The sequence below is a fragment of the Labrenzia sp. R5_0 genome, from assembly GCF_017743835.1.
GTDB classification, from domain to species: domain Bacteria; phylum Pseudomonadota; class Alphaproteobacteria; order Rhizobiales; family Stappiaceae; genus Roseibium; species Roseibium algicola.
In genome coordinates this window covers 12,500-37,692 of the sequence record NZ_JAGHRK010000005.1, presented here as the reverse complement: position 1 = coordinate 37,692, position 25,193 = coordinate 12,500, and the positions used below count along the sequence as shown (strand labels likewise).

Annotated in this window: 23 protein-coding genes; 13 read left to right on the top strand and 10 right to left on the bottom strand. The window is 59.9% G+C overall.

Annotation, left to right across the window (positions count from 1 at the left end):
* Positions 1-10 precede the first annotated feature (10 nt).
* Positions 11-2,026 (bottom strand): transketolase, encoded by a 2,016-nt coding sequence (tkt, locus tag J7447_RS23605; protein WP_209171127.1) that lies wholly within the window; start codon positions 2,024-2,026, stop codon positions 11-13.
* 143 nt (positions 2,027-2,169) lie between these two features.
* On the opposite strand from tkt, the gene J7447_RS23600 reads away from it, so the two are divergent.
* Genes J7447_RS23600 through fba form a run of 5 tightly spaced genes read left to right on the top strand, consistent with a single transcriptional unit; the run spans position 2,170 to position 6,242 of the window.
* Positions 2,170-2,934 (top strand): DeoR/GlpR family DNA-binding transcription regulator, encoded by a 765-nt coding sequence (locus J7447_RS23600; protein ID WP_209171126.1) that lies wholly within the window; start codon positions 2,170-2,172, stop codon positions 2,932-2,934.
* Positions 2,935-2,938: 4 nt separating this feature from the next.
* Positions 2,939-3,718: a triose-phosphate isomerase gene (locus J7447_RS23595; RefSeq protein ID WP_152512287.1), complete on the top strand. Its 780-nt coding sequence runs from the start codon at positions 2,939-2,941 to the stop codon at positions 3,716-3,718.
* Between the two features lies 1 nt (position 3,719).
* Entirely contained in the window at positions 3,720-4,175 is a 456-nt protein-coding gene (locus J7447_RS23590) for an RpiB/LacA/LacB family sugar-phosphate isomerase (protein WP_023001425.1), read from the top strand.
* Between the two features lie 32 nt (positions 4,176-4,207).
* Entirely contained in the window at positions 4,208-5,194 is a 987-nt protein-coding gene (locus J7447_RS23585; RefSeq protein WP_075281770.1) for a class 1 fructose-bisphosphatase, read from the top strand.
* Positions 5,195-5,204: 10 nt separating this feature from the next.
* On the top strand, positions 5,205-6,242 hold the full coding sequence (fba, locus tag J7447_RS23580; RefSeq protein WP_055660946.1) for a class II fructose-bisphosphate aldolase: 1,038 nt from the start codon (positions 5,205-5,207) through the stop codon (positions 6,240-6,242).
* A gap of 54 nt (positions 6,243-6,296) precedes the next feature.
* On the opposite strand, the gene J7447_RS23575 is transcribed toward fba, so the two are convergent.
* Positions 6,297-7,190 (bottom strand): LysR substrate-binding domain-containing protein, encoded by an 894-nt coding sequence (locus tag J7447_RS23575; protein WP_209171125.1) that lies wholly within the window; start codon positions 7,188-7,190, stop codon positions 6,297-6,299.
* Positions 7,191-7,259: 69 nt separating this feature from the next.
* Between J7447_RS23575 and J7447_RS23570 the strand changes: the two genes are divergently transcribed.
* On the top strand, positions 7,260-8,213 hold the full coding sequence (locus J7447_RS23570) for a DMT family transporter (RefSeq protein ID WP_286189515.1): 954 nt from the start codon (positions 7,260-7,262) through the stop codon (positions 8,211-8,213).
* Positions 8,214-8,215: 2 nt separating this feature from the next.
* Positions 8,216-8,836: a LysE family translocator gene (locus J7447_RS23565; protein WP_209171123.1), complete on the top strand. Its 621-nt coding sequence runs from the start codon at positions 8,216-8,218 to the stop codon at positions 8,834-8,836.
* A 23-nt stretch (positions 8,837-8,859) separates the two neighbouring features.
* On the opposite strand, the gene J7447_RS23560 is transcribed toward J7447_RS23565, so the two are convergent.
* The 8 genes from J7447_RS23560 to J7447_RS23525 form a co-directional block, all read right to left on the bottom strand.
* On the bottom strand, positions 8,860-10,854 hold the full coding sequence (locus J7447_RS23560; protein WP_209171122.1) for a hypothetical protein: 1,995 nt from the start codon (positions 10,852-10,854) through the stop codon (positions 8,860-8,862).
* Between the two features lie 202 nt (positions 10,855-11,056).
* Positions 11,057-11,884: a carbohydrate ABC transporter permease gene (locus tag J7447_RS23555; RefSeq protein ID WP_023001418.1), complete on the bottom strand. Its 828-nt coding sequence runs from the start codon at positions 11,882-11,884 to the stop codon at positions 11,057-11,059.
* Positions 11,881-12,762: a sugar ABC transporter permease gene (locus J7447_RS23550; RefSeq protein WP_023001417.1), complete on the bottom strand. Its 882-nt coding sequence runs from the start codon at positions 12,760-12,762 to the stop codon at positions 11,881-11,883. Before J7447_RS23550 ends, J7447_RS23555 begins: the two co-directional genes overlap by 4 nt.
* A 90-nt stretch (positions 12,763-12,852) precedes the next feature.
* Positions 12,853-14,124 (bottom strand): extracellular solute-binding protein, encoded by a 1,272-nt coding sequence (locus J7447_RS23545; RefSeq protein WP_075281766.1) that lies wholly within the window; start codon positions 14,122-14,124, stop codon positions 12,853-12,855.
* A gap of 74 nt (positions 14,125-14,198) precedes the next feature.
* The gene (locus J7447_RS23540) at positions 14,199-15,269 is read right to left on the bottom strand and encodes an ABC transporter ATP-binding protein (protein ID WP_209171121.1); all 1,071 of its coding nucleotides are present in this window, start codon (positions 15,267-15,269) and stop codon (positions 14,199-14,201) included.
* Between the two features lie 13 nt (positions 15,270-15,282).
* The gene (locus tag J7447_RS23535; protein WP_023001414.1) at positions 15,283-16,794 is read right to left on the bottom strand and encodes an alpha-N-arabinofuranosidase; all 1,512 of its coding nucleotides are present in this window, start codon (positions 16,792-16,794) and stop codon (positions 15,283-15,285) included.
* Positions 16,795-16,945: 151 nt separating this feature from the next.
* A complete protein-coding gene (locus tag J7447_RS23530) occupies positions 16,946-17,875 on the bottom strand; it encodes a winged helix-turn-helix transcriptional regulator (protein WP_168687670.1) in 930 nt (309 codons plus the stop codon).
* A gap of 168 nt (positions 17,876-18,043) precedes the next feature.
* The gene (locus J7447_RS23525; protein WP_055660965.1) at positions 18,044-18,949 is read right to left on the bottom strand and encodes a LysR family transcriptional regulator; all 906 of its coding nucleotides are present in this window, start codon (positions 18,947-18,949) and stop codon (positions 18,044-18,046) included.
* Between the two features lie 182 nt (positions 18,950-19,131).
* Here J7447_RS23525 and J7447_RS23520 point away from each other — a divergent pair, with 182 nt between their 5' ends.
* From J7447_RS23520 to J7447_RS23495, 6 genes are all read left to right on the top strand, one after another.
* Positions 19,132-20,175, top strand: a complete 1,044-nt coding sequence (locus J7447_RS23520; protein ID WP_031269507.1) for an ABC transporter substrate-binding protein — start codon at positions 19,132-19,134, stop codon at positions 20,173-20,175.
* 4 nt (positions 20,176-20,179) lie between these two features.
* Positions 20,180-20,977, top strand: coding sequence for an ABC transporter ATP-binding protein (locus J7447_RS23515; protein ID WP_055660967.1), 798 nt, complete (start codon positions 20,180-20,182; stop codon positions 20,975-20,977).
* Positions 20,977-21,786 (top strand): ABC transporter permease, encoded by an 810-nt coding sequence (locus J7447_RS23510; protein ID WP_023001409.1) that lies wholly within the window; start codon positions 20,977-20,979, stop codon positions 21,784-21,786. The genes J7447_RS23515 and J7447_RS23510 overlap by 1 nt, the downstream gene beginning before the upstream one ends.
* A 77-nt stretch (positions 21,787-21,863) precedes the next feature.
* Positions 21,864-23,231 (top strand): FAD-dependent oxidoreductase, encoded by a 1,368-nt coding sequence (locus J7447_RS23505; RefSeq protein ID WP_209171120.1) that lies wholly within the window; start codon positions 21,864-21,866, stop codon positions 23,229-23,231.
* Between the two features lie 13 nt (positions 23,232-23,244).
* A complete protein-coding gene (locus tag J7447_RS23500) occupies positions 23,245-24,411 on the top strand; it encodes a CoA transferase (protein ID WP_152512299.1) in 1,167 nt (388 codons plus the stop codon).
* Entirely contained in the window at positions 24,408-25,184 is a 777-nt protein-coding gene (locus J7447_RS23495; protein ID WP_055660974.1) for an enoyl-CoA hydratase-related protein, read from the top strand. The genes J7447_RS23500 and J7447_RS23495 overlap by 4 nt, the downstream gene beginning before the upstream one ends.
* The last annotated feature ends 9 nt before the right edge of the window (positions 25,185-25,193 follow it).

Below are 25,193 nucleotides of genomic sequence, written 5' to 3'. Positions count from 1 at the left end.
GATGGCTTGATCAGCCGGCCAGAGACTTCGCCTTGCGGGCAATCCCTTCTGTCGTGATGCCGAATTCCTCGTAGAGACGTTCGGCCGGTGCAGAAGCTCCGAAACCACTCAGGCCGATGACATTGTCTTCACTGCCGACATAACGTGCCCAGCCAAGTTTTCCCGCGGCCTCGATGGCAATGCGCGGGGCGGTGCCGAGAACGTCGGCGCGGTAGGCGTCCGGCTGGGCGTCGAACAGTTCCCACGACGGCATCGATACGACCGCAACGGCCTGTCCATCGGCTGCCAGGCCCTCTGCTGCCTCGACCGCCAGTGCGACTTCGGTTCCCGTCGCGATCAGCGTGATGTCGCGGCCTTCTCCAAACTGGCGGATGACATAGGCACCGCGTGCCGTCAGGTTTTTTTCTGTCCGCTCCAGGCGCAGTTGCGGGACAGCCTGACGGGAAAGGGCCAGAAGGCTCGGTGCATTCATGGAGCGAATGGCACAGTCCCAGGCTTCCAGCGTTTCAACCGTGTCTGCCGGTCGGAACACCGTCAGGTTGGGGATTGCCCTCAGCGAGAGGAGATGTTCGACCGGCTGATGGGTTGGGCCGTCTTCGCCAAGACCGATGGAATCATGTGTCATGACATAGATGGAGCGCAGCCCCATCAGGGCCGAGAGGCGAATGGCGTTCCTTGCATAGTCGGAAAAGACAAGGAAAGTGCCGCCGTAGGGCAGAAAGCCGCCATGCAGCGCGAGGCCGTTCATGGCTGCCGCCATGGCAAATTCACGAACTCCGTAACCGATATAACGGCCGGACGCTTCGCGCGAAAACTGGCTGTTGACCGCAGGAACGCGGGTCAGGTTCGACCCGGTAAGATCGGCTGATCCCCCGATCATTTCCGGCAGGGCCGGGGCAAGGGCTTCCAGGGCCATCTGGCTTGCCTTGCGGGTGGCAGCGGACCTGGGCTCTGAAAAGAGACTGTCACGCGCGCTGGAGACCGCTGCCTCATAGCCTGCCGGCAAGGTGCCGCTCACGCGTCTTTCGAATTCGCGGCGCTTGTCTTCAGGCGCACCTGCCAGCCGGTCTTCCCAGGCCTCGCGGCTGTCCTGGCCACGTGTACCGATCTTCTTCCAGCTGCCGGCGAGTTCATCCGGAATGGTGAAAGCAGGAGCCGTCCATCCGAGAGCCTTCTTGGTCGCGTCCGCTTCGTCCTTGCCAAGCGCCGCGCCATGTACGCCGGCGGTGCCTGCCTTGTTGGGGGAGCCAAAGCCGATCACCGTTTTCAGGGCGATCATCGAGGGTTTGTCGGTGGCTGCCTTGGCTGCGGTCAGTGCGGCGTCGACTGCAGAACCGTCATGTCCGTCGCACGTTTGCACATGCCAGCCACAGGCTGCGAAGCGGGCCGGAACATCCTCGGAAAAGGAAACGCTGGTTGGGCCGTCGATGGTGATGGAATTGTCGTCGTAGAGAACGATCAGTTTGCCGAGGCCCAGATGACCGGCAAGGCTGATCGCTTCCTGACCAATGCCTTCCTGAAGGCAGCCGTCACCGACGATCACATAAGTATTGTGATTTACGAGATCATCACCGAACTCATCTGCAAGACGTCGTTCGGCCAAGGCCATGCCGACGGCGGTCGCAATGCCCTGGCCAAGAGGGCCGGTGGTGGTTTCGACGCCTTTGGCGTGACCATGCTCGGGATGACCTGCGGTTATCGAGCCCCACTGACGGAAATTTCGGATCTCCTCGATCGTCATGTCTTCATAGCCGCACAGGTGCAGCAGGCTGTAGAGGAGCATGGAGGCATGACCGTTTGACAGCACAAAGCGGTCCCTGTCCGGCCAGTCCGGTGTTTTCGCGTCAAACTTCAGGTGTTTGCGGAACAGCACGGTCGCTGCATCCGCGAGACCCATGGGCGCGCCCGGATGTCCGGAAGCGGCTGCCTCGACGGCATCTATGGACAACGCCCGAATACAGTTGGCGAGTTTGAAATTTTCCGGGTCCAGGGCTGCTTTCGACGATAGAAATGTGTCTGTAGTCATGAGGTCCTCCTCTGCGCTTACGGCATAGGCGTAGCGGAGGAAGTCACAAAAATAAATCACAAAATCACAAAATAATTTTGATTTTGTGATTTTGTGATGTTAGGTATCAAGCATCCGGTGAACGCCGGACGAGGAGGATTTGCGTGAAACGCGAAGAACGAAGACAGGCGATCATGGATCTGCTCGTGGAGCACAGGGAAGTCGATCTCGACGACCTTGCGGAGCGATTTGCCGTCTCGAAAATGACAATTCACCGGGATCTGGACGAGCTCGAACAGGCCGGCGTGCTGCGCAAGGTGCGCGGAGGTGCCACTGCGGATTCAGGAACGCAGTTCGAAAGCGACTTCCGCATCCGGGCCCGCCAGGATGCGGCCGCGAAGGAGCGGATGGCCCGTGCGGCGCTCGAGCTGATCGAGCCCGGCATGACCGTGATGATCAACGACGGTTCGATGGCCGCAGTGCTCGGCTCAATGCTGCCGGAAAAGCGGCCTCTGACGGTCATCACCAACAACGCCGCCATTCTCGATGGTTTGCGGGATGAGCCCGGCATCACCCTTTTGGGCCTCGGCGGCGTCTATTCGGCCAAGTTCAACGGCTTTTTCGGCGTCGTTACCGAAGCGGCGCTGTCGCAGTTGCGCGCGGATATCGCTTTCGTGTCGACCCCGGCCGTAGCGGACCTGAAGGCCTTTCACATGGACGACAACGTCGTTCGTTCCAAGCAAAAGATGATGGGTGCTGCGTCACGGTGCTGCCTGCTCGTCAATCACACGCGTTTCGGACGCACCGCACTTCATACCCTTGCCGATCTGGATCGGTTCGACCGGATCATCACGGATGACCAGCCGGCCGGAGATGCGGCGAAGGAAATCGAGTCTGCGGGGCTCAAGCTGATGATCGCAAAGGACTGAGCGAATGGCTGCCCTCACCGGAAAATGGGTCGGTACGAGCTGGAAAATGAACAAGCTGCTGGCGGATGCCAGACGGTTTGCGGACGGGCTTGTCACATCCGACGCGGATCGGGATCCCCGGATCCAGCGGTTTGTCATCCCTCCCTTCACCGCGGTGCGCGAAGTGAAGGCGATGCTCGCAGGCACATCGGTGAAGGTTGGCGCGCAGAACATGCACTGGGAAGATGCAGGGGCGTGGACGGGAGAAGTCTCGCCGCTCATGCTGACCGATTGCGGTCTCGACATTGTCGAACTTGGGCATTCCGAACGGCGCAGTTTTTTCGGTGAAACCGATGAGGCCGTCGGCCTGAAGACCGAAGCGGCCGTGCGTCACGGGCTCGTTCCGTTGATCTGCATCGGTGAAACGCTGGCGGAAAAAGAGGCCGGACAGGCACAGGCGGTGCTTGAGGCGCAGGTTCGCGCGGCTCTTGGCAATCTGTCCGATGGGCAGAAACAGGCCGAGATCCTGCTTGCCTATGAACCGGTCTGGGCAATCGGCGTCAATGGTGTGCCGGCAACGTCGGACTATGCCGACGCTCGCCAGGCGGAGATCATTGCCGTTGCCGAGGACGTTCTCAACCGGCGTATCCCCTGCCTCTATGGCGGGTCGGTCAATCCCGGAAACTGCGAAGAGCTCATTTCCTGTCCTCATGTGGACGGGCTGTTCATCGGGCGATCCGCCTGGGAAGTCGAGGGTTATCTCGACATTCTCGCCAGGTGCTCGTCGAAACTCGGAGAGGTTTGACATGAAACTTGCAATTGCGGGCGACAGTGCAGGCGAAGGCCTTGCGAAACTGCTGGCGGACTACCTGAAGGATCGTTTCGAGGTCGACGAGATCTCCAGAACGCCCGAAGGGCCGGATGCGTTTTATGCCAATCTGTCCGAGCGTGTTGCCAGCCAGGTTATCTCCGGTGCCTACGACCGGGCGATCCTGGTGTGCGGAACCGGTATCGGAGTGTGCATTGCCGCCAACAAGGTGCCGGGCATTCGCGCCGCACTGACCCACGACACCTACTCCGCCGAGCGGGCAGCCCTTTCCAACAATGCCCAGATCATCACCATGGGTGCGCGTGTGGTTGGCCCCGAACTCGCCAAATCCATCGCCGACGCCTTCCTGAAGGAAACATTCGACGTCAACGGCCGTTCTGCTAGCAATGTTGACGCGATCAATGCCGTCGATTCGAAGTATCATGCGGTCTGATCGAAATTGCTGACCTGAGGAATGATGAGACCATGCTGAGACTTCCGAACGATACGGACGTGAATGCCGAAACGCTGCAGGCGTATCTGGCAAGACAGCATGGGGCGAGCGATACCGCCGCCGTTCTTCAGGCCATTGCGGATGCGACCGGCGTCCTGGCAGACAGGCTTGCCGCAGGCCGGTTGCCGGGGGACCCCGGCGAGGTCGTCGGCACCAATGAAAGTGGCGACAAGCAGAAGGCACTCGACGTCGGTGCCCATCTTCACATGGTCGAGGTGTTGCGGGCAGCGGGTGTCCGCCAACTGCTTTCGGAAGAAGCCGAAGAGATCATCCTTCTCAATCCGGAAGGCACGCTTGACGTTGCCATCGACCCCATCGACGGGTCCGGCAGTATCGGAACAGGCGCTCCGCTCGGGACCCTGTTCTCGGTCCTGCCGGCATCGGACCAGGGTTTTCTGTGCACGGGCAGATCCGTCATTGCGGCGGGATATGTTTCGTTTGGCCATTCCACAGACCTGGGGTTCAGCCTGGGCAACGGCCTTCACCTTGCTGTCTTCGACCGCGCCACGGGCGTGTTCCGCATGTTGCGGGAGAACCATCAGGTGCCCGCTAAATCAAGAACACTGGCCTTCAACGCTTCCAATGCCCGTCATTGGCCGGATGCGGTCCGGCGCTTTTCCGATGACGTTCTCAAAGGCAAGGAGGGGCGTCTTGGCGAAAACTACAACATGCGCTGGCTGGCCTCCGCGGTTGGCGAATTTCACCGGATCCTGCTTCAGGGCGGTTTGTTCTTTTATCCGGGCGACCGGCGGCCCGGCTATGAGAACGGGCGCCTGCGTCTGGTCTATGAAGCGGTGCCGATCGCGTTTCTGATCGAGCAGGGCGGCGGCAAGGCGACGGACGGGCAAACGCCCATCCTCGACCTGATGCCCGAGAGCCTGCACCAGAACATTCCATTGATTTTCGGGTCACCCGAAAACGTCGACATGTTCATTACCTATTGCACGGACAACACCTAAGGAGCTTTTGATGGCCCGCATCACTTTGCGTCAGCTGCTGGATCACGCAGCTGACAACGGCTACGCTGTGCCTGCGTTCAACATTTCCAACATGGAACAGGGCATGGCTGTCATGCGCGCCGCAGCCGATTGCGATGCGCCGGTCATCCTGCAGGCAAGCAGGGGCGCACGGGCCTACGCCGGTGACAGGGTGCTGGCCCGCCTGATTGATGGTTTCGCCGAAACCTATCCCGATATTCCCGTCTGCATGCATCTGGACCACGGCAACAACCTGGCAACCTGCGTGACGGCTATCCAGCATGGCTTCACCTCCGTGATGATGGACGGGTCGCTGGAAGCGGATGGCAAGACGCCTGCCAACTATGCCTATAACGCGGGCATCACCCGGCAGGTCGTGGACATGGCTCATGCGGCCGGTGTTTCGGTGGAAGGCGAACTTGGCGTGCTCGGCTCGCTCGAAACCGGAATGGGTGATCAGGAAGACGGACATGGCGCTACCGAAAAGCTGAGCGAAGACCAGCTCCTGACCGACCCGGCAGAGGCTGAACGCTTTGTTGCCGACACGGGTGTTGATGCGCTCGCCGTTGCCATGGGCACCAGCCACGGCGCCTACAAGTTCACGCGCAAGCCGGATGGCAGCGTTCTGGCAATGAACGTGATCGAGGCCATTCACGCCCGTCTGCCGAACACGCACCTCGTCATGCACGGATCGTCTTCGGTGCCGGAAGATCTCCAGGAAATCATCAATTCCTACGGCGGTGATATTCGCCCGACCTGGGGCGTTCCGGTCGAGGAAATCCAGCGCGGCATCAAGAGTGGTGTGCGCAAGGTGAACATCGACACCGACAACCGCCTGGCAATGACGGCAGCCGTACGCAAGGCCCTGACGAACGATCCGTCCGAATTCGATCCACGCAAATACCTGAAACCGGCCATGGAGTTGATGGCGCAGGTGTGCCGCGACCGTTTCGAGGCTTTCGGAACAGCCGGCCACGCCAGCCGCATTCGCCCGTTGCCGCTGGAAGCGATGGCACAGCGCTACAACTGAACATCACGCGTTATTGGTCTGGCCAAACTAGGTTTTTCGAATGATATCGCCGAGTTATGCCAGCTCTAAGCGGAGCCAGGCGATCAACTGGTCGACGGCACTGTGCCGTGACTGTTTGGTGCCTCGGTAAACCGAGATTTCGCTTGGCCTCTTCAGGGCAACATCACAGATGGAGCGCAACTTGCCTTCGTCGATCAGGCCGTCCACCGTGCGCTTCCAGCCAAGGGCAACACCCTGACCGGCAACGGCGGCCTGAAGAACAAGCGGGTAACTGTCGAAATAGATGACCTTCTTGTGGGCGGATCGCGGAACGCCGACAGCTTCGAACCAGTCCGGCCAGTCGAACCAGTCCTGTGGCACCACACGGTGCGACAGGAGCGGCAAGGTGGAGACCTCTTGCGGTGTCAGCGGCAACGAAACGTCCTTCAAGAGTGCCGGAGCGCAGACCGGGAAGATCTCGTCGGATGCCGTGAACACCAACCGTGCCGCTCCGGCCGCCCGCCCGGTGGTCTGAAGGGCGACGTCAAATGGTTCGCGAGCTTCCGTCAGGGGTTCCAATGCGCTGACCAGTTGAAGCTGGATTTCAGGATGTGCCGCATGGAAACCAGAGAGACGCGGCATTAGCCAGTAGAAGGCTTCGCAAAGCTGGCATCGCAGGACGATGGTATCTGGATCGCCTGTCCCGCGGATGGCGGCAACTTCCGTGCGGATTGCCCTGAGTGCTTCTCCGACAACCTGGCCCAGGCGTTTTCCTTCCTCGGTCAGGAACACCGCGCGGTTGCGCCGCTCGAACAGGCGGACACCCAGTTCCTCTTCAAGCTGACCAATTTGCCGGCTGATGGCCGTCTGGGTCAGGCCGAGTTCATCGGCCGCGCGTGTGAAACTTTCATATCGCGCAGCGGCCTCGAACGGTTTCAGGCGGGCCAGTGAGAGGTCGTCCTTATGCATGCGTTTCAGTCATGTATTTCTCGAAATTTCTCATTTTTATAACGATAGGCAACATGTTTCCATGCTGAAATGATATCTTTATTTCTGCCGAAACAACAAGCTGGATCGCTCCTTGCCGGGATCATTTCGATTACCGGAGCAGTGCTGTTGCTGTCCTTGTCCGATGCCTTGGTCAAACTGAACAGTGGCGGTATCGCGCTCGGGCAGTTGCTTCTGGTCCGCTCTCTCGTTGCAGCCATTCTGCTTGGGCTGGCATTCGCGTACACCGGGCGCCCATCGAAGCCCCTTCTTGCTGCAAACGCCTGGGTCTGGACGCGCAGCGTTTGCCTTGCGCTGATGTGGGGCTGTTACTACGCCGCATTGCCGCTGATGCCGCTGTCACTTGCGGCAGCCTGCTATTACACCGCGCCCCTGTGGATGGCCATTCTGACATCTGTCTTTCAGGGAAGGCCCGTCGGTGCGAAAGGCACGGTTTCAATTGTCCTCGGGATGGCGGGAGTTGTCATGCTCCTGCGGCCGGGAATTGATGACATGTCTGCGGCAATAGTCTTGCCCTTGCTGGCAGGCTTCTTTTATGCGCTTGCGGCAGTCGTCACGTCGGCCAGGTGCCGGAAGGAGGCTCCGCTGGCAATGGCGTTCAACCTGAACCTGGTGCTTGCCTTGGCGGGTGGTGTCTATGTGCTGGGGCTTCATCTCTTTTCCGTCCCTGCCGGGGCAGGGTTCCTGCTGAGCGCCTGGCCAGCTCTTTCAGCTGCTGCCTGGGGTCTTCTGATCCTGCTGGGTCTGCTGCTTGCCTTCATTACGGTGGCCGTGGCATTTGCCTATCAGTTGGCACCGGCACCTCTGATCGGGCTTTTCGACAATGGTTATCTCGTTTTCGCGGTGGTTTGGGGTGTCGTCTTCTTCGCGGATATGCCAGACAGGGCAGATCTGGCCGGCATACTCCTTATCGGGTGTGCCGCGCTCCTCGCCTCACTGCCTCTTGCCGCAACCCGCCGCTGCCTGACCCCAAGGGAGAGTTGAACGTGTCTCTGGAAACCTGGCTTGCCTACACACTCGCTTGTGTTGTTCTGACCATCATTCCGGGACCGAGCGTCATGCTGGTTGTCGGGCAAACCTTGATGCGCGGCAAAACTGCTGCTGTGATGTGCATTCTCGGCGACGTTGTCGGAAGTATCGTTCTGACAGGCCTTTCCTTCGCAGGTGTCGGCGCCATTCTGGCCGCGTCCACGGTGCTGTTCCAGATCGTGAAATGGACAGGCGTCGTCTATCTCGCCTGGCTGGGGTACAGCCAGATCAGGGAGGCACATCGCGACCGCGTTTCCCTTGAACCGGACGTACGCACAGGGTCTGCGTGGGGCAGCTTCTGGGCAGGTACCCTGACGGCTATCTTCAATCCCAAGGCGATCGTCTTTTACATGGCCTTCCTCGCTCAGTTCATCGACCCGACCGCGGACATGACGGTTCAACTCGTTGTGCTGACGCTGACCTCGAGCGTTGTCGTCATGGTGCTTCTGGCGGGCTATGCGTTGATCGCCGCGCGTGCGCGCAAACTTTTTCAGACACGCCTCGCCCGGCGCCGCATGGGCTATGCCGGGGGCGGGTTCATGATCGGTGGAAGTGCCTTGATGGCGGTAACGCGCTGAAGCAGCACCGTCCGCCGGAACGGTCAGTCGTCCCGGGCTTCGGCTTCACGGCGTTCAAACGACACCAGCGAACCGTCCGGCAGAACCTGGTTGATGTCGATGGGCGCGCCTGTCTCGTCCAGCTCCACGAGGCCGATCCCCGACGCGTTCAGGATCCGGCGGCCATGTGGCGTTCCAACGGGTTTGCGCGGAATGACACGCATACCACGGCGCTTGGTGAACCAGTTCAGCGGCGAACGGGGTGAAAAAGCCCATCGGTTGCCGCGATCCAGAATCTTGATCAGCTTGTCCGGCCATTTGTTCTTTATCCCGCTGCTGCAGATCTGCCAGATCTTCGGACCATCGTCGGTCGCACCGGACAGGCTCGGTGCGGTCTGGCGCAGTTCGACGTCATAGACGAACGAGTAGTGCACATCGCCGGAGAGGATGACGAAGTGCTGGGGGGTGCCGCGGTGACCGAACACATTCAGGATCGCACTGGCGGTTCCCGAATGCGCCATCCAGTATTCCGCGTCGACAGTCAGCGGCTTGCCGGCCAGCGTGAACATCTTCTGCACCGTTTCGATCAGCTTGACGCCGAAGATCGGGGCAGCGGACACAAGCAGAACGGCGTCCTTGCCTTTCAGGTAGGTCTGAAGGTCGGTGGCCGCTTCCCAGTCCAGAAGGCCAGACGGATTATGCGCATTGCGTTCTGACCGCCAACGCCGCGTGCGCGTGTCCAGAACGATCAACGGCGGGGACGTCTGCCACTGGTAGTCCCACTCCTCGTACTCCAGCAGCGTGGTGATCGCAGTCTCATGCGCCTCGGAACCGGGATCGGCAAGCGAGGCCTTCACGGGCGGAAGAATGTCCGGACCGATCGTGCGTGCCCGGTTCCCCCAGGCCTGGTTCAGAGCATAGGCGACCAACGCATTGCCGATAACCCGGCGCGACAAGGGGTGGCTGTAAGCGGCCTGCTCCCACGCAAGCGACAGGTTCCAGTCGTCGGTGATGTCGTGATCATCAAAAATCATTGCCGTCGGAAGATGCGCCATGACCCGTCTGCAGGCAGGCAGATCAGCCCGGAAATCCTTCAGCGTCGCCGTTTCTTCGGCGTACATCTCCGCGTCCTTGGCCTCCAGGCCTTCCGGCGCTTGCAGCTCCGGCATGTCATGCCAGGACGCCGGCGACCAGACCAGCAGATACATGGCCAGCATTTCGCCGAGTGTGACGAGGTGGTTGCGGGCGTGCTGGGTTGTGAAAACCGGTTTTTCGGTGCCTCCGAACAGGACGTCGAACACGGTCTTGTTCTTGTAGACCCGGGGCAGAAGCGTATCGCGATGATAGAGCAGGTTACCGACATTCCGCAGTTCGTTGCCCGACGCCGGCAGGCCAGGCTCAACGCCATCCAGCGGTTCGTCCGGCAGGCCCAGTTTTTCGACAAGCAGGCTGATTGCCTGCAACATCGGTCCCGCAACGTCGTCGGCATAAACCTGGTCACCGCTCATCACGAGCAGCGATGGCAAGGCGGGACTGCTGGCAGTGGTTTCGCCCTCAGGGCCGAGGGCCTGCCTCAGGACCACGTCGGCTCCGGCAAGGCCGTCAGGGGTTCGCGCATGCGGCTTGCGGCAGGACCCGTGAAACAGGGAGGTGATACGGTCCGGCACCTTGAAACAGGGCAAGTCACGTCCCGGATAGCAGAGATCGGGCGCCCAAACCGTGTGATCCTGCCACGCTGTCCCTGCTTCACCAGTCGGCTTGACGCTCAGGCGATAGGAAATCAGGACATCGATGGGGAGCGAAGTGCCCAGTTCGATATCGACGAGATGATAATAGAGGCTCTCTCCCGCCTTCAGAACCTGCCAGTCCTGGTCGCCGGTTTCATATGTCTGGTTGAGGTCCGGTTGTGCTTCGGGGAAAAACTCAAATCGAACATCGCAATGTCGGGATGTGGCGAACCAGACGCTAACGTTGTTCGCCGTGACATGGCGCAGGATCGGTCCCGCCAGGACGATCGGGAGACCGGCTCCAACTGTCATTCTGAACTCCTCATCCGTCTGCCAAACACACACGGTGTGAGTGCTCAACTGTCTTCGTCATTCTGATCTTGTTGACGTAGACATATGAACTGCAGCGCCTGCATCCAAGTGCCTGCAGTAGACCGATTGCCACGCGACATGGTTCGCGGGGTTGAAGAGTTTCAGGAAGCCGGAAGAAGAAATGCTCCCGAAAGGGCAGGCTTCAGCCTTTCACGCCCGAGGAGATCATGACGGCTTCCGTCACCTTCTTCTGGAAGATCAGATAGGCAACGGCGACGGGCATGGCACCCAGAAGCGCGACGGACATCAGACGGGCGTAATAGACGCCGAAGGCATCGTTCACCTGGGTGATCCCGACCGGGATCGTCATCTGGTTCTCCGTTGTGATGACGAGGAAGGGCCAGAGAAACTGGTTCCAGGCCATGATGAAGGTGATGATTGCCAGAGCGGTCGTGATGCCCCAGTTGAGCGGCAGGTAGATCCTGAACAGCAGCGTATAGTCACCGCCGCCATCCAGGACGACGGCCTCGCGCATTTCCTTCGGCACGGCGTCAAAGAACTGCTTGTAGACGATGATCACCACCGGAACGATGAGCTGCGGCAGAATGATGCCGGCCCAGGTGTTTATCAGGCCCATGTCGTTCATCAGGATGAACTGCGTCACCACAAGCGCCTGCGAGGGCACCATGAAACTGGCGAGCACCACGCCGTAAAGCAGCCTCCGGCCGGGAAACCGCATCTGGGAGATGGCATAGGCGCACATCATGCCGGAGACAATGACAACCAGCGTGATGATCACGGATGTGCCGATGGAGTTCCAGTACCAGTTGAGCAGCTTGGTATCGAACAGAACGTCGATGTAGGAAGTCAGGTTGAACTCGTCCGGAATGACACCCGCGCCTTCGCTGACGACCCTTTCCTCGGTGCGGATCGAGGTGATGAACGCCCAGTAGAGAGGGAAGATCCAGATGGCCGCCGCCAAGAGGCTGCCGATGCCCAGAACCCAGTTTTCCAGTTTGCGGGTCTTCATTGCTTGTTCCCTCCCGCGCGCAGCAACTGAAACTGCAGCACCGACACGACCACGATCAGCACAAACAGAACGAGGGCGATGGCAGAGGCATAGCCGCCGTGGTTCAACTGGAAGGCTTCCCGGTAGACCATCAGAAGCAGAACGTAGGACGAATTGAACGGCCCACCGGACGACAACAGGTAGATCTGGTCGAAAATCTTGAGCTGCAGGATCAACTGAAGGGTCAGGACAAGTGCGGTTACCGGCCAGAGCAGGGGCCAGGTGACCTTGGTGAACAGTTGCCAGCGTGTCGCCCCGTCCAGTGCCGCTGCTTCATAATAATCGCTGGAGATGTTTCGAAGGCCCGCGATGAACAGAAGCACGTTGAAGCCATTGGTCCACCAGATGGTCACCGTGGCGACTGTCGGCATGACCCAATAGGGGTTCTTGAAGACAGGTACCGGTTTGCCGGTAAAAAATGCGAACACCGGCTGCAGCACGCCAAACTGGAAGTCCAGCATCCAGGCCCAGATTTGCGTCACCACCGACACGGGCAGAATGTAGGGAAGAAAGAAAAGCGCGAGGATCAGCGCCTGAAGCGGCCCCTTGAGGCGCGTGATCATCATTGCAATGGCAAGGGCCAGTGCGGTCGTTGGAACGACGGTCAGGAGAACGAAATAACCGTTGTTCTTCAGAGATGTATAGAAGAGGTTGTCGGTAAGCAGCCGTTTGAAATTGGCAAGGCCGACCCATTCCCCCGGACCGATCAGGGGCGCGTTGGTGAAGCTCAGCTCGATCATCCGGATCGTCGGATAGAGAAAGACCAGCACGAAGGTCAGGACAAAGGGCGCGATGAGCGTCATGGCGACCGCCACTTCCCTGCGCCGGTTGGTAATCATGGCCACTTTAGTAATCGTCCTTTTCTCGCCGCAGGAGACGCCTGCCGCATACGGTGTGCGTGCGGCAGGCGTCCCGGGCAAAGCCTTCGTCTATTGAAGCTTCGACTGAAGCTCGTCTTTCATCTGCTGTGCTGCCTGTGCGGGCTCCAGATAACCATGCATGGCGGGCGAGATGATGTTGATGGCTGCATCATAGACAGGCGAGGCCACCCCTGCGATCGGCGACCTTGGGTCGTAGGCCGCGGTTTCGGCGAGTGACGAATAGGTGGCGTTCGGTTCCATTTTCCCGAATTCATCGCTGGTTGCGACAGGCTTGTAGGCTGGAATATGTCCTGCACCGGCCCAGGAGATCGAGTTCTTCTCCATCCAGCCGATTGCGGTCATCACCGCCGCGCGTTTTTCCGGGCTCATTTCCGTTCCCTGAGGAATGGCGAAGGCGTGGGAATCCGCCCAGGTGGCCGTGGTTCCAAGCAGCGTCGGAATTTGTACCGCACCCCAGTCGAACCCGAGCGTTCCCTTTTCCGCCATGTCGACCATGGTCGGCACTTCCCAGACGCCGTTCATGTGAAAAGCGGCCTTGCCGGACGTGAACAACGCAACGGAGGCTTCGTATTCGGCCTGCTCCGGCTGCCAGCCCTGCTTGTGCCAGTTGGTCATGATCTCGATGGCATTGGCGGCCTTGTCCAGATTGTCGCCTGCCAGAACCTCGCCATCGGTGATCAGCTCGCCGCCTTGCTGCTTGAGCAGGGTGAAGAAGACCCGGTAGGTGCCGCCGTCGTCACCCGTTGCGTAGGAGACGGGTGCTTCGGAGCCGTTTTCCTTGGCAAGCGCAAGCGCTTCCTCGAAATCGGCGAGGCTTTCAATGCCGGTCAGGTTGCCCTGGTCATCTAGGAAGCGTGATCCTTCGAAATAACTCTTGTTTACGTAGAGCACGATCGCGTGGATATCGAACGGCACTGCGTGGAGCTTGCCGTCCGCATCGCTCGCGGCGGCAATGGCTGCCGGGAAGAAGTCATCCTTGCTGAGACCGGCGGCGGCAAGATCGTCATCACTGATCACGTCCAGCACATTTTCCTCAAGCCCGAGCGGCATGCGCGACAGGTGATAGGTCATCACGTCCGGGCCCTGGCCGACGGCAACGGAAGTGCGCACCTTGGTGTAGAAGGGCACGCCCCATTCCAGAGTGGTTCCGTTGATCTTGATGTCCGGATGCTCTTCGTTGAAGCGTGCGATCAACGCTTTCATGCGAACGCCGTCCCCACCGCTCAGAAAGTCCCACCAGGTGATGTCCTGCTGGGCAAATGCCGGCAGGCTGGCAAGGCTCATCGCCCCCGCTGCCAGAAGTGTCTTAAGGTATTTCATCGACTCTTCCTCCCGTATGAAAAACCGGCATTTCCCATCAAGGCCGGTTCAAAGGTACCAGGCAGACAGAGGGTCTACCGAATACGCTGGTCCTGCTCGTTGAAGACCAGAACCTGTTCCGGCGTGCAGGTGAGCTTGATTGCTTCACCGCCCCCGGCATGGCGGCTGCCGCGCCATTCAACGACAATCTCGCGGTCGTCCGGCATATGCGTGTGCAGGTAGGAAACACCTCCCAGGTCCTCCGCCATTTCCACGGTCACGGGAATGCCCGTGTCCGCGCTGGTCAGGTGTTCCGGACGCAGTCCGATGGTGACCCGGCTGTCGGCCGGAAGATCGCCGGAAACTTTCGCCAGCAGGACTGCATCCGTTCCGTTGATGGCAATGCGCAGGCAATCGCCTTCCCGGCCGAGCACTGTTGCCGGCAGAAAGTTCATGGCCGGCGATCCGATGAAACCGGCGACGAATTTGTTGTCGGGGTCGTCGTAGAGATCAAGCGGCTTTCCGGCCTGCTGCACGACACCCTGTTTCAGGACGAAGATCCGGTCGGCCAGTGTCATGGCCTCCACCTGATCGTGGGTGACATAGATCATCGTCGCGCCGATCTGCTTGTGCAGCCGGGCAAGTTCCAGCCGCATCTGGACGCGCAATTCCGCATCCAGGTTCGACAGAGGCTCATCAAACAAAAACACCTTGGGCTGGCGCACGATCGCCCGTCCGATCGCAACCCGCTGACGCTGGCCTCCGGACAGTTGAGACGGCTTCTTCTGCAGCTGTTCCTCAAGCTGGAGGATGCGGGCCGCCTCCATCACCTTGTTGTGCACGTCCTGTTTCGGCGCCCGCTTCAGACGCATGGAAAACGCCATGTTCTCGAAGACGGAAAGATGCGGATAAAGCGCATAGGACTGGAAGACCATGGCAACGCCGCGTTTGGCCGGTTCCTGCCAGGTCACATCGGTGCCTTCGATCGAGATCTTGCCGCCGCTTGTGTCCTCAAGGCCTGCGATCATCCTCAGCAATGTCGATTTTCCGCAACCGGAAGGACCGACAAAGACCGCGAATTCACCCGTCGGAATGTCCATGCTGACATCATGGATCACCCCGACCGGGCCGAAGACCTTGCGTATGTTGCGAAGCTGAACCCCCATTGCATGGATCCCCTCAGCCGACGCTCAACCGCAGGACATGATAGGAAAGCGGCGCAAGCTTGCCCTTGAGCTGACCATCCTCCACGCCAACGCCTGTCCCCTTGCCGGGAACCACGTTGTCCGGCTTGTCCGGACCGTTGGTGTCATTGAGGCCGTAGCCTTCCATGGACAGATGTTCGGCCAGGGACGGCGAGCCGAAACCCGTCAAGGACACGTCGAGATCGGCCGTTTCGGTCAGATGCCGGTTCAGGACGAAAAGCGTCAGTGTGCCTGCTGCCTTGTCGTGTACCCCGGCAACGTCGAGGTAGCAGACGTCGTCGGCAACGGAGCAGTCGTAGGTAGGTGCATCCACGGCAACGTTCAGTGCATCACCGCGGCCGTAAAGAGACGCGAACTGATAGGGGTAATAGATGGTCTGACGCCAGGCGGGACCGCCTTTTTCCGCCCGGATCGGGGCGATTACGTTGACCAGCTGGGCAATGCAGGCAATACGCACACGGTCGGAGCGGCGGATGAACTCGTTGAGCAGGCCGGCGACGAAGAGGGCGTCCTCGAAGTTGTAGTTCTCTTCAAGCAGCGGGGGTGCTTCCGGCCAGTCCCATTCCTTGATGCGGCGGCTGTCGTCCTCGCGGATGTGGTACCACACATTCCACTCGTCGAAGCAGATATGGACGTCGTTCTTCGCACGCTTCTTGGACTTCACGTAATCGATGACACCGCCAATGGTCTGGATGTAGCGGCCGGTTTCCTCGATCTTGCCGAAGTAGTTGAGCGTGTCCTTGCTCTTGTTGCCGAAATACTTGTGCAGCGAGATGTAGTCGACGTTCTCGTAGCACTCTTCCAGGACTTCGCGTTCCCATTCGGGATAGGTGGGCATGCGGTCGTTTGAACTACCGCAGACGACTGCCTCGATCGTCGGGTCGAAGCCTTTGAACGCCTTTGCCGTCTCGTTGGCCAGCCGGCCGTATTCCGTGGCAACCTTGTGGCCGATCTGCCAGGGGCCGTCCATTTCGTTGCCGAGGCACCACATCTTGACCCCGTAGGGATCCTCGCGGCCATTGGAACGGCGCAGGTCGGACCATTGGGTGCCTCCGGGAAAATTCACATATTCCAGGAAGTTGCGTGCCTCTTCCAGACCACGCGAACCCAGGTTGACGGCCAGCATCATCTCGATGCCGGCCTGTTCCGCCCAGATTGCGAAATCGTCAATGCCGACCTGGTTGGTTTCCTTGCTGCGCCAGGCAAGATCGAGGCGGACGGGGCGCTTGTCCTTCGGGCCGATACCATCTTCCCAGTTGTAGGCGGAAACGAAGTTGCCGCCCGGGTAACGAATGGCCGGGATCCTGAGGTCCTGTACGAATTTCAGCACGTCCTTGCGAAAGCCGTTGGCATCGGCCTGCGGATGGTCAGGTTCATAAATGCCGGAATAGATCGCCCGTCCCATGTGTTCAATGAATGCGGAATAAAGCCGCTCATCGATGGAACTGATCCGGAAATCCCGATGCACGGTGACGCGTGCCTTCATTCGCATTCTCCCAGAAATATATATCGAATAAATCGATATGAATCTTTATTTCTGATAAGAATGCGAGCTTGGCGAAAATTGTCAACTGGACAATGTTGCTGCGGTGCAACCAGAAGTGAATGTCCCCACGTCTTTTCAAGTGCAGTTTCGGTCAATTGCGGGTGTGCAGCCGCAAAATAATGTCCTGGTCGTAATTGCCGAAACCGCGGCCGAAGACGTTGATTCCGCCCGGGTGCCGTCCTTCGGCCTTTACCTCGATCTTCAACCGAACCGACCGGTGTTCGTCGAGCTGGAGGTCTTCTGTCTTGATATCGGAGATCTTGTGACCGTCCACGAAGGTGCCGTTCCTGCCCACGCTCCAGGTCTTCAGCATGCCGTATTGCGAACCGGAAAGCTTCCACCAGTCGGGTGTGTAGGCCCCGCGCTTGTCGCCGAAATCACCCGGGGATGTCCAGACGCCGATCTCCTTGCCGTTGATCGACAGGACGATGTCGGAGGGCCAGTTGCTCATGGTGCCCGGCACCTCGGAACTCACCTCCATCACCACGTCCAAACCGTCGATCTGCTTGCCCGTCAGTTTGGCGTTGTTGGGGAACTGATATTCGACGAAGCCACTGGTAAACCACAACAAAGCCGTTTTCATCCGCTCCGGATCCATGAAAGTTTCCGGCACATCGAGAAGGCCGATGATCCCTTCTGTCGAGCAGATGCCGCAAGGCGCTGTGACGAGGCTGTTGGTGTAAAGCCCGAGCGGCATCGAAACTTCGATCTGGTTCGGCTCGATGCGTTCTTCCGACGAGCGGAAGGCCAGGATGATCTCATCGTAGATGGCGAAGGTCGTCTTCTGGCTGCCCTTCTTCGCCCGCTGCACTTCCGTTCGCACCAGGCCTGCTTCTTCCAGAACTTGGATGTGGGTGGAGACGGAGGATTGCGGCATGCCGGAAGCTTCCGAAAGCGCGTTGATGTTCATCCCGGGTGTCCGTACCAGCTCCTGCAACAGGTGCAGGCGAGGCTGGGAAGCGATCGCCTTCATGGCGACCTTGTCCTTGACGGGATCGACGATCAGAAAATTTGCGCGCATGGGTTGTTCCCGGCTGTAAATCTGGAACAGCTATTTGTATCGCTTTTTTCGATAATTACAATTGCTGTTTCACTGCGCCGGTTCTCAACGTCGATTTGAACCATCCGGCAGACAGAGTGCAGTCCACAGACAACCGGTCTTCAGCTGAGAGACAGTGTTCTTGCAAACTCAGGAATCCAGCCGCAGCTGGGTGAGGGCGCGCTTGATTTCGTTGCCGAGCAACCGTTCTGGGGGCGAGATGCCGGAAGAGGCGGACATGACGACACCAATGCGCAGGTTGGACAGGATGTCATGCATCAGTGGCACGAAGCGGAGAATGCCCTGGTCGATTTCGTCAATGAAACCGATCTTGGTGTAAAGGCCTAGGCCTCGGCCGGCCAGGATCATCTGTTTTGCCACGTGCAAGGTGTCGGTAAAACAGTTGGTCGAGAGGGCGGAGGACATGCCCGAGATTGCCTGATCGATGATGGAATTGCGGCCGCGCGCATCCACGGTGCGCACCATTTTCTGGCCGGAGAGTTCCTCTATGGCAAGGTTTGTTCGGCCCGCGAAGGGATGGTCGGATCGCATGATGATGCCGATCGGCGCGGTCTTGTCGGAAATAACCCGAACGTTTGGATGCAGATCGAAAGTGAAGGTGATGCCGATATCGGCGATCCCGCCCGCGACAGCGGTAATGATCTCGTCCGGCTGCGCGGTGGTGATCGAATAGGTGACCTGCGGATAGATCCGGTTGAAGTCGAGCAGGATACGGGGCAACAGGCCGTAGGTTACGGAATCGATGGCGGCAATGTTGAGGTGCCCGGACCGAAGGTCGCGGATATCATCCAGCATGGTGCGGGTGCGTTCATAATCCTGCAGCGTCTTGCGGCAGTGTTCCAGGACGATGGCCCCCGCATCGGTCAGCGTCACGCCTTCGGGGGTGCGCTCGAACAGGCGAACACCCATCTCGTTCTCGGTGCTGATGATCTTCCGGTTCACCGTGGTGGAAGACACGTTCAAAACCGCAGATGCCTTGCGGATGGAGCCCTGGCGGGCGACTTCGTCGAAATAACGCAGAAAATTCGAATGCACGATGTCCCCCCGGACAGAGTGGCAAACAGTGCATCACAAAGTGTGGTGCATTTTATGCATCACCGTTAGCATGTTTTTGCACTTTTTGCACCGTGCATCTTCCCGTTAGAGTTCACTGTGAAGTCGGCAAGGGGAACAGTCGGCCACAAACCGCCCAATCTCAAATGAGGGGGACCAACAGTATGTCATACCTATTCTCGAATGGATTGAACCGCCGCTCGATGCTCAAGACCATGGCCGCGGGCGCTGGTCTGGCAGGCGCCGGAACACTTGTGAATATCGTACCAGGCTTTGCTCAGGACACCTTCAAGGTTTCCATGCAGCTCGGCTGGCTGGCCGGTAACGGCAACCTAGGAGAAATCGCGGCCGACAAGCTGGGCTATTTTGCGGAAGAAGGTCTTGAATTCGAAATCGTGCCGGGGGGGCCGAATGTCGATGGTGTGGCGTCCGTCGCTTCCGGGCGGTCCAATCTCGGCCAGGTGTCTTCCAGCCCCTCTCTCATGCTGGCGCGCTCGGCGGGCATTCCGGTGAAATGTATTGCCGCCGGTTACCAGCAGCATCCCTACACGTATTTCTCGCTCAAGAAGAACCCGATCAAGACACCGCAGGACATGATCGGCAAGACCATCGGCACTCAGGCGACCGGACGGATCCTGTTCCGCGCGCTTCTGGCCAAGAACGGCATATCCGAGGATCAGGTTGAACTGAAGGTCATCGGCAGTGACATGGCGCCGCTGCTGACGGGGCAGGTCGATGCGATTACCGGCTGGAAGACAAACGTCAACGCGCTTTCGATCCTAGGGGACCAGCGTGTCGACATGTCCCTGTGGGATGCCGGCATCCAGCTTTATGCCAACCCCTTCTACACCACGGACACGGTGCTGAACGAGCATGGCGACAAGGTGCAGGCCATGATCCGCGCCATCTCGCGCGGCTGGGGCTGGGTTCGTGAGAACCAGGAAGAAGCCGTCAACTATCTGGTCGAGCGCCTGCCGAACCTGGATAGGGAAAGCGAACTGAAGGCGGTGCCGCTGGTGGTCGGATATTCCTTCAACGAAAAGACCGCCGAAAACGGCTGGGGCACCATGACCCGCGAAAACTGGCAGGCCCAGATCGAGACTTACGAAAATCTCGAGCAATTCGCGAACGGGGCGCCCGCCGTCGACGATGTGATGACACTGTCGGTCCTGGAGAGCACCGCAGACAGCCGCCCGAAGGTGGGTTAAGGCCATGGAAGCGGTATTGGAAAATCTGGACGCAGGCACGTTGGTGCCAGCAGCCAGCCTGCGCAATGCCTGGGTCAAGTTCGGTCAGTTCACCGCGATCCAGGACATCAGCCTGGAGATCGAGGCGGGAGCCTTCTATTCCATCCTTGGTCCGTCGGGGTGTGGCAAGTCGACCTTGCTCAGGCTGGTGTCTGATCTCATCCCGCCTGCATCCGGGGACGTGTCGATCTTCGGCAAGACGACCGAGGCTGCCCGCCTGGCACGGGAATTTGCCTTCGTGTTTCAGGACGCGACACTGCTGCCCTGGCGCACGGCCTTGGAGAACGTCCAGCTTCCCCTGGAAATGGGGCAAAGCCGCGGGATCCAGATCCCCGTCAGCGACAAGTCGCCGATGGAGTTGCTTGAGCTGGTCGGGCTCAAGGGCCGCGAACACGCACTGCCGCACGAGCTTTCCGGAGGCATGCGCCAGCGTGTGGCGATTGCCCGTGCACTGGTCTGCAAGCCGAAGCTGTTGCTGATGGACGAGCCCTTCGGTGCGCTCGACGAGATGACCCGCGACCACCTGAACCTTCAGCTCCTGAAGGTCTGGGAGGAAACCGGCGTGACGATCCTGTTCGTAACCCACTCGATCCCGGAAGCGGTCTTTCTGGGGCAGAAGGTGCTGATGCTCAAGGCGCATCCGGGCCGCCTGCACGAGATCGTCGATATCGATCTGCCATATCCGCGCACCACTGAGTTGCGGGATACGGCGGAATTCACCCGATACTCCGCGCATTTGCGCAAACTTCTGGAGGCGTGCTGATGACTGCCGTCGACGAAACGATGGGCATGCCGGTGGATGATGACGCTGCCGAAAAGGCCATGGCGCGCAGGGCACGGCTGACTGCTGTCGCGACCCCGGTGCTGACTGCGGTCGGCCTGATCGCCACCTGGGAAATCGGCGTCCGGGCCTTTGGAGTGCCGAGCTACATCGCCCCGGCTCCGAGCGAAGTCGCGACAACGCTGGTGACCGAATTTCCGCAGTTGATGCGGAACTTCTGGCCGACACTGTTCGAAAGCGTGCTCGGCTTTGTCGTCGGCAACGTGGCTGCAGTGCTGATCGCGATCGCCTTCGTGCACAGTCGGATGGTGGAGCGGGCGTTCTTCCCGATCGCGGTGTTCATCAACACCATTCCGATCCTGGCCATTGCCCCGATCCTGGTTCTGATCTTCGGAGCCGGCCTGACCGCAAAGGTCGTCATCGCTGCCCTGATCTGTTTCTTCCCGACACTGGTCAATATGGTACGCGGCCTGCAGTCCGTCAGCCCTCAGGCACTTGAGTTGGCACGGATCCTGTCCGCCTCCAAGTCGGAAGTGTTCTGGAAGATCCGCCTGCCGTCTTCGCTGCCGTTCCTGTTTTCGGCACTGAAGATCGCGGCCACCACCTGTGTCATCGGCGCAATCGTCGGGGAATGGGTTGGCGCGGATGTCGGGCTGGGTGCGTTGATCATCGATGCAACCTTCAATTTCCGCTCCGCCTTGCTCTACGCGACAGTCTTCCTGTCGTCGGGCCTGTCGGTGCTGATGTTTGCCGCCGTTTCCATTGCCGAACGCATGATCGTGCGGTGGTGAAGCGGATCTGAACCAAACGAAAATCTGAACTGAAACCGGGCCGTCGCTTGGCGGCCCAACGGGAGGAGTGCGCCGAAATGAGCACCAACACAACGCAGATTTCCTTGACCCGCAATGAGCAGGTTCCGGTCGTCGCAGACTGCGACGTGGTCGTCATCGGTGGTGGTCCCGCCGGCCTGAGTGCCGCCGTATCGGCCGCCAGAAACGGCTGCTCGGTGACCCTGCTCGAGCGTTACCACCACCTTGGCGGCATGGCCTCCGGCGGAATGGTTCTGGTGCTCGACGACATGGTCAACGAGGGCAATGAAATCGTCACGACGGGCATCGTCAACGAATTCGTCGACCGGATGTCGGCTCAGGATGGCGCAGTGTTTCCGCCGCCGGAAGATTGCCTGACCAACTGGGAAATGTGGAAGAAGTGGTCCCGTTGGGGCTGCATCGATTTTCACAAGACCGGCATGCCTCAGCCGATCATTCACGCAGTTGCCTTCGACCCCGATTGCTGGAAACGGGTGAGCCTCGACCTGGCTCGTGAGGCAGGTGTCAATTTGCGCCTGCATTCGTGGTTTTCCGAAGCAATGGTGGAAGACGGCCGTGTGACCGGCGTGATCTGTCAGACCAAGCTTGGCCGTCAGGCGATCAAGGCGAAGATGGTGATCGATGCCAGCGGCGATCTGGATGTCGCATCCTCCGCAGGGGCGTCTTTCCAGACCGGACAGTACATCGTCACGACCGTGTTCCGCCTGTGCGACGTCGATACGGACAAGGCAGAAGCCTTCGAGTTCGAAAATCCGGAAGAATACAAGGCCCTGGACCGTCAGGTGCGCCGGGTGATCGGTGGCGCCTGGGGCATGTGGTGGCTGAAGACGCCGCTGCCGGGCATCGTCTGGTGCAATTGCCCGCACATGCCGGGGTATGACGGCCTGTCGCCGGAACACATGCTGGCGGCGGAAGTCGAAGGCCGCGAGCGCATGATGAAGCTGCTCGCCTTCGTGCGCGCCAATCTGCCCGGTTTCGAAAACGCCAAGATGCTGGGTGCCGCGGAACAACTCGGCATTCGCCAGACCCGTCTGTTGCAGGGCGAATATGTGGTCACCCGCGATGACGTGCGCTCCCGCCGTCATTTCTCCGACAGCGTCTGCCGGGGCAGGGACTACTACACGCCTTACAGGGCCCTGCTGCCCAAGGGCATCGACAACATGATCGTTGCCGGTCGCCACTACTCGGTTGAGAGCGAAGCCCAGAAGCTTTCGCGGGAAATACCGCCGTGCATGGCGCAGGGCGAAGCCGCCGGCGTCGCCGTTTCGGTCGCTCTGGACCAGAACTGTGCACTGCGCGACGCCGACGTTGCCACGATCCAGAAACGCATGCGTGCCCAGGGCGCCGACCCCGGCGACATCCCATCAGCAAATGCGCTCGTCGAAGGCACCGTCGCTGCAGAATAAAAGGATAACAAACGTGAATACCCAAGCTTTCCCACTCTCCGGTGTCCGCATTCTGGACTTCACCCAGGTCATGCTGGGGCCATGTGCAACCCAGATGCTGGCCGACTTCGGTGCAGACGTCATCAAAATCGAGCGCCCCGGTGCGGGCGACCTGTCGCGACACTTCTTCGACGTGCGGTCGGAAGAGGGCATGAACAATGCCGTCTTCTCGTCGCTGAACCGTAACAAGCGGTCTGTCGAGATCGACACCAAGTCCGATGAGGGCAAGCAGATGGTGTACGATCTGGTACGCAATGCGGACGTGGTCGTCGACAATTTCCGCGCCGGTGTCATGGACCGTCTGGGCTTCGGCTATGAGGCGCTCAAGGCGATCAATCCCCGCATCATCTGTGCATCCGGAACGGGGTTTGGCGAGAAGGGCCCCTATGCCCACAAGGGTGGGCAGGACGTTCTGGCCCAGGCAATGAGTGGTGTCATGGAAAAGACCGCCGACCCGTCGATCGAGCGGTCCATCTACCCCACCACCTTGTGCGACTATACGGCAGGCATGCACCTGGTTCAGGGCATTCTGGCGGCCTTGCTGGCACGGACGAAGACCGGTCGTGGCCAGAGGGTCTCCGTTTCGCTCTACGATTCCATGATTGCGATGCAGATGCAGGAAGCCGCACAGTGGACCAAGCATCGTGAAGTGCTGAACTGGGCCGCCATGCCCTTGACCGGTGTCTTCGACACCACTGACGGTGCTCTGGTGGTGGTCGGTGCCTTCAAGGCAAATCCGCTGCGCGACATCTGCACCGCGCTTGGCATCGAGGACCTTTCACCCACCTATCCGGATCTCGCCAGCCAGCGTGCCAACAAGCCCTATCTGCAGGACCGGTTTCGGGCTGTCTTCGCAACGGACACGACGGCGCACTGGATCGCCAGGCTGGAAGAGCAGGATCTGCTTTGCGCACCCGTGCGGGCGCTCGGAGAGGCACTCGAAGACCCGCAGACCGCCATCAACGGCATGCTGCTGGATTTCGACCATCCGGTCCTTGGCCCCTTGAGGGTCGTGGGGTCACCCGTGCACCTGAGTGAAGCTCCGCTGAAACTGCGGCACGCGCCGCCGCGCCTGGGCGAACACACCGACGAAGTCATTGCGGAGTTCGGCCTGCAACAGGTGGCAGGGGCGGCGGAATGAGTGTCCTTTTCACCCTCGAAAACCATGTCGCCCGGGTTGTCATAGACCGCCCGGAGCGCATGAATGCGGTCGACAGGGCAACTTCGGACGAGCTGGAAACCATCTGGCGGAAGATCGAAGCCGATCCGACCGTGCGCTGCGTGGTGTTGACCGGTTCGGGTGAACGTGCCTTTTCCGCCGGTGCGGACCTGAAGGACAGCAACGGACTGAGTGGGCTTGAATATTGGGCGTCCGCAAACCCGCTGGGGTTCGGCGGCATCGCCCTGAGGCGCTCCTTGAAGGTGCCGGTGATTGCCCGTGTCAACGGTCTTGCGCTCGGCGGCGGCATGGAAATGGTTCTCGGCTGCGACATTGTGATTGCCAGCGATACGGCCAGGTTCGGCCTGCCCGAAGCAAAGGTGGGCAACCTTCCGCTGGCAGGCGGGATGACGCTGCTTCAGCGTCTTGTCCCCCGCAATATCGCTGTCGGTCTGATGATGACCGGCCGGATGGCAAGCGCTGTGGAGATGGAGCGCTACGGGCTCGTGAATGCCGTCGTGCCGCAGGACGAACTCGATGCGGAAGTGGACCGCTGGATTGCCGACATTCTGGCAAGTGCGCCGCTTTGCGTGCAGGCGATCAAGGCCACAGTACGCGAAACCGGTGAAATGCCGCCCGACCAGGCACAGGCCGTGCGGTCTCCCGAACTGATCGCCGCCCTCACGTCAGAAGATTCCCTCGAAGGGGTTCGGGCGTTCCGGGAAAAGCGCGCGCCGGTCTGGCAAGGCAAATGAGTTGAGAGA

What these genes read in the sequence shown, in the direction of transcription:
- J7447_RS23595 (WP_152512287.1), top strand. Translation starts at nt 2,939, where the DNA reads ATGGCTGCCCTCACCGGAAAATGGGTCGGTACGAGCTGGAAAATGAAC.
- J7447_RS23505 (WP_209171120.1), top strand. Translation starts at nt 21,864, where the DNA reads ATGAGCACCAACACAACGCAGATTTCCTTGACCCGCAATGAGCAGGTT.
- J7447_RS23520 (WP_031269507.1), top strand. Translation starts at nt 19,132, where the DNA reads ATGTCATACCTATTCTCGAATGGATTGAACCGCCGCTCGATGCTCAAG.
- J7447_RS23515 (WP_055660967.1), top strand. Translation starts at nt 20,180, where the DNA reads ATGGAAGCGGTATTGGAAAATCTGGACGCAGGCACGTTGGTGCCAGCA.
- J7447_RS23510 (WP_023001409.1), top strand. Translation starts at nt 20,977, where the DNA reads ATGACTGCCGTCGACGAAACGATGGGCATGCCGGTGGATGATGACGCT.
- tkt (WP_209171127.1), bottom strand. Translation starts at nt 2,026, where the DNA reads ATGACTACAGACACATTTCTATCGTCGAAAGCAGCCCTGGACCCGGAA.
- J7447_RS23575 (WP_209171125.1), bottom strand. Translation starts at nt 7,190, where the DNA reads ATGCATAAGGACGACCTCTCACTGGCCCGCCTGAAACCGTTCGAGGCC.
- J7447_RS23585 (WP_075281770.1), top strand. Translation starts at nt 4,208, where the DNA reads ATGCTGAGACTTCCGAACGATACGGACGTGAATGCCGAAACGCTGCAG.
- J7447_RS23560 (WP_209171122.1), bottom strand. Translation starts at nt 10,854, where the DNA reads ATGACAGTTGGAGCCGGTCTCCCGATCGTCCTGGCGGGACCGATCCTG.
- J7447_RS23555 (WP_023001418.1), bottom strand. Translation starts at nt 11,884, where the DNA reads ATGAAGACCCGCAAACTGGAAAACTGGGTTCTGGGCATCGGCAGCCTC.
- J7447_RS23550 (WP_023001417.1), bottom strand. Translation starts at nt 12,762, where the DNA reads ATGATTACCAACCGGCGCAGGGAAGTGGCGGTCGCCATGACGCTCATC.
- J7447_RS23590 (WP_023001425.1), top strand. Translation starts at nt 3,720, where the DNA reads ATGAAACTTGCAATTGCGGGCGACAGTGCAGGCGAAGGCCTTGCGAAA.
- J7447_RS23530 (WP_168687670.1), bottom strand. Translation starts at nt 17,875, where the DNA reads ATGCGCGCAAATTTTCTGATCGTCGATCCCGTCAAGGACAAGGTCGCC.
- J7447_RS23535 (WP_023001414.1), bottom strand. Translation starts at nt 16,794, where the DNA reads ATGAAGGCACGCGTCACCGTGCATCGGGATTTCCGGATCAGTTCCATC.
- J7447_RS23545 (WP_075281766.1), bottom strand. Translation starts at nt 14,124, where the DNA reads ATGAAATACCTTAAGACACTTCTGGCAGCGGGGGCGATGAGCCTTGCC.
- J7447_RS23495 (WP_055660974.1), top strand. Translation starts at nt 24,408, where the DNA reads ATGAGTGTCCTTTTCACCCTCGAAAACCATGTCGCCCGGGTTGTCATA.
- J7447_RS23570 (WP_286189515.1), top strand. Translation starts at nt 7,260, where the DNA reads ATGATATCTTTATTTCTGCCGAAACAACAAGCTGGATCGCTCCTTGCC.
- fba (WP_055660946.1), top strand. Translation starts at nt 5,205, where the DNA reads ATGGCCCGCATCACTTTGCGTCAGCTGCTGGATCACGCAGCTGACAAC.
- J7447_RS23540 (WP_209171121.1), bottom strand. Translation starts at nt 15,269, where the DNA reads ATGGGGGTTCAGCTTCGCAACATACGCAAGGTCTTCGGCCCGGTCGGG.